Source organism: Mesorhizobium sp. M7A.F.Ca.US.005.03.2.1 (genome assembly GCF_003997795.1).
In the GTDB taxonomy this organism is placed as follows: Bacteria; Pseudomonadota; Alphaproteobacteria; order Rhizobiales; family Rhizobiaceae; genus Mesorhizobium; species Mesorhizobium ciceri.
Genome location: NZ_RZRP01000789.1, coordinates 1 through 2951 on the forward strand (window position 1 = coordinate 1; position 2951 = coordinate 2951).

The window sequence follows — 2951 nt, forward strand, 5'->3', positions numbered from 1 at the left end:
CCTGAAGCCCAACATGGTGCTGGCCGGCAGGAAATCGGGCAAGGTGAGCAGCCCCGAAGAAGTCGCCGAAAAGACCATAAAACTGTTCCGCGAGACAGTGCCGGCAGCGGTGCCGGGCATCGCCTTCCTTTCCGGCGGCCAGGAAGACGAAGAGGCGACCGCCAATCTCAACGCCATCAACGCCATCGGGCCGCACCCGTGGAAGCTGACCTTCTCCTATGGTCGCGCGCTGCAGGCCGCGCCACAGAAAGCCTGGAGCGGCAAAGCCTCGAACGTTGCCGCCGGCCAGGCCGCCTTCACCCATCGCGCCCACATGAACCATCTGGCAGCGCTCGGAAAATGGAAAGCGAGCCTGGAACAGGCTGCCTGATCACAGTCCTTTCTTCCTCCTTCGAACCCGGGCCGATGCGCCCGGGTTTTTTGTTTGTGACTTGCAGGGCTTGGGGCGGAGCCTCTCCGTCCTTATTTCCTCTCCGGCGATGTCGGATTGCGCCCATCCCCAACGTCCTTGGGATGACATTCAGGGAGAGGTTCATGCATCGCAACAAGATCGTTTCGCGCGAAGACTGGTTCCAGGCGCACAAGGCACATCTGGCGCGCGAGAAGGAACTGACGCGGTTTCGCGAGCGGATCGCCGCGGAACGGCGTGAACTGCCCTGGCTGAAGATCAGGAAAGACTATGTCTTCGAGACCGAACAAGGGCCAAACAGACTGACCGACCTGTTTGGCACTAACAGCCAGCTGATCGTCTATCACTTCATGTTCGGGCCGGGCTGCACCCATCATTGCGAGGGCTGCTCATTCCTTGCCGACCATATCGACGGCGCCAATCAGCATCTGCGGCATCACGACGTGTCGCTGGTCGTGGTTTCGCGCGCTCCACTGGCGGAACTTCTGCCTTACAAGCAGCGCATGGGCTGGAAGTTCGACTGGGTGTCGTCCTATGCCTCGGATTTCAACTTCGACATGCAGGTCTCCTTCACCGACAAGCAGATCGCCAACGGCTGCACCACCTACAATTTCGAGACCCGTCCACGGACATCGAAGGAGCTTCCCGGCACCAGCGTCTTCTACAGGGACGAGGCCGGCGACATCTTCCTGACCTTCATGTCGCGCGCCCGCGGCGGCGAGGCGCAGATCGGCGCCTACGACTATCTCGACATGACGCCGAAGGGCCGCAACGAGAACGGCCCCTATCACGGCCTGATGGATTGGGTGCGGCTGCACGATGAATATCAGGGCAAGCAGGCGGGGCAGGCGAGTTGCTGCGATTGAAGATCGTTCCCGTCGGCCAAAACATGCGCTAAGGCTGCCGCTGATCGTATAACGGTACTGCCATGCGCTTCCCGGCCCTACTCACCTGGCTCGCCTTCCCGGTCTATATCTGGCAAGGCCTCGGCGTGCGACGCCGCACCACGCGCATGCTGCCGGCGCAAGGGCCGGTCATGCACGAAATATCAGGCGCAGCACCGGCAATCTCGCTTCTGGTGCTGGGCGATTCCTCCGCCGCTTCGGTCGGCATCGACAATTCGGAAGACGGACTTGCCGCGCAACTCGCCGTACTGATTTCACAAAGCACCGGCCGCGCCGTGCGCTGGCGGGCGGCCGGCTTCAATTCGGCAACGTCCGGCCAGATCCGCGACCATGTGCTGCCCAATCTGTCGGCCGATCCGTGGACGCATATCGTGCTGGCCATCGGCACCAACGACACCAAGAATTTTCACTCCGTGCCGCGCTTCAAGAAGGAGTTCGGTGGCCTGCTCTACGGCCTGCGCGCCAAATGGCCGGAAGCGCGCGTGGTGTGGTCGCCGGTGCTGGAGTTCACGCGGGCGCCAGCCATGCCGCCGCTGCTCGGAAAGATCCTTGAGATCCGCGCCACCGACATGAACCGGATGGGCGAACGCCTTTGCCTGGAGCGCGGCGCGGTGCCGGCGTCGCGCCTGCCAATCACCAATCCGGAAGCCGGCTTTGCCTCGGACGGCTTTCACGCCTCGGAAGCAGGCTACCGGGCCTGGGCCGAGCATCTGGTCGGCCCGGTGCTTGGCAATTGAGCAGCGACGACAAGTGCCGTCCTACGTCAAATGCCCGAGCACGGCCGCCAGTGAAATCGCGGCCATGGCGAGCAGTGCCAGCTTCCAGAAATCACCGCGTCGCTTGAGGCCTGGCCAGCCAAGCGGCTTGATCAGTTGAATGACCATGAAACCGACGATGACAAGGGCGAGGAATTTCGTCATGCCGCCTTTGACCAGCAACGCGCCCGGCTGTCAAAGCACGTCGTTCATTGCCTGAGAAAGAACGGACGCCGAGATCCCGAACCGGAACGCGGCGCCCTTTGACCGGCAAACGATCTACTTCAGCGGCTTGAGGCCAGCCTCGATCGAAGCGCGCTTCGGTTCGAGGAATGGCGGCAGGGCGAGGCTTTCCCCCAGCGTTTCCAGCGGCTCGTCGGCGGTGAACCCCGGACCGTCGGTTGCGATCTCGAACAGGATGCCGTTCGGCTCGCGGAAGTAGAGCGAACGGAAATAATAGCGCTCGACCTCGCCGCTCGACGGCAGCCGGAACTCGGCCAGCCGCGCCGTCCATTGATGCAGCGTTTCCTGGTCCGGCGCCCTGAAGGCAACATGGTGAACCGCACCGGCACCTTGCCGTGCCGGCGCCAGTCCCGGCTGCACCAGGACATGCAGCTCCGCCGCCGGCCCGCCCTCGCCCATTTCGAAGACGTGAACCTGGCCCTCCGGCGAGGCATAGTCGCGCGCCTTGCGCATGTTCATCACCGTGGTCACCACCGCCTCGGTGTTGGTGATGTCGGGAACGCTGATGACGATCGGCCCGAGCCCGCGGATCTGGTGCTCGGCCGGTACCGGGCTTTGCGCCCAGGGATGGCTGCCGCCCTTGCCGCCATCGCTGACCAGGCGCAGACGCTGGCCCTCGGGATCTTCGAAGTCCAGTGA

5 protein-coding genes are annotated in these 2951 nt (G+C 63.4%); 3 read left to right on the forward strand and 2 right to left on the reverse strand.

Features of this window, described 5'->3' with window-relative positions; all coding sequences use genetic code 11:
- From EN991_RS30325 to EN991_RS30335, 3 genes are all read left to right on the forward strand, one after another.
- Positions 1 to 370: class I fructose-bisphosphate aldolase (locus EN991_RS30325; RefSeq protein WP_127370123.1), on the forward strand; the 370-nt coding region annotated here is incomplete at its 5' end.
- A gap of 164 nt (positions 371 to 534) precedes the next feature.
- On the forward strand, positions 535 to 1275 hold the full coding sequence (locus EN991_RS30330; protein WP_127370124.1) for a thioredoxin family protein: 741 nt from the start codon (positions 535 to 537) through the stop codon (positions 1273 to 1275).
- A 62-nt stretch (positions 1276 to 1337) separates the two neighbouring features.
- Entirely contained in the window at positions 1338 to 2051 is a 714-nt protein-coding gene (locus EN991_RS30335; protein ID WP_127370125.1) for an SGNH/GDSL hydrolase family protein, read from the forward strand.
- A gap of 21 nt (positions 2052 to 2072) precedes the next feature.
- On the opposite strand, the gene EN991_RS30340 is transcribed toward EN991_RS30335, so the two are convergent.
- A complete protein-coding gene (locus tag EN991_RS30340) occupies positions 2073 to 2234 on the reverse strand; it encodes a hypothetical protein (protein ID WP_023810961.1) in 162 nt (53 codons plus the stop codon).
- Between the two features lie 114 nt (positions 2235 to 2348).
- The coding region (locus EN991_RS30345; protein ID WP_206519279.1) for a VOC family protein at positions 2349 to 2951 on the reverse strand (603 nt) is incomplete at its 5' end.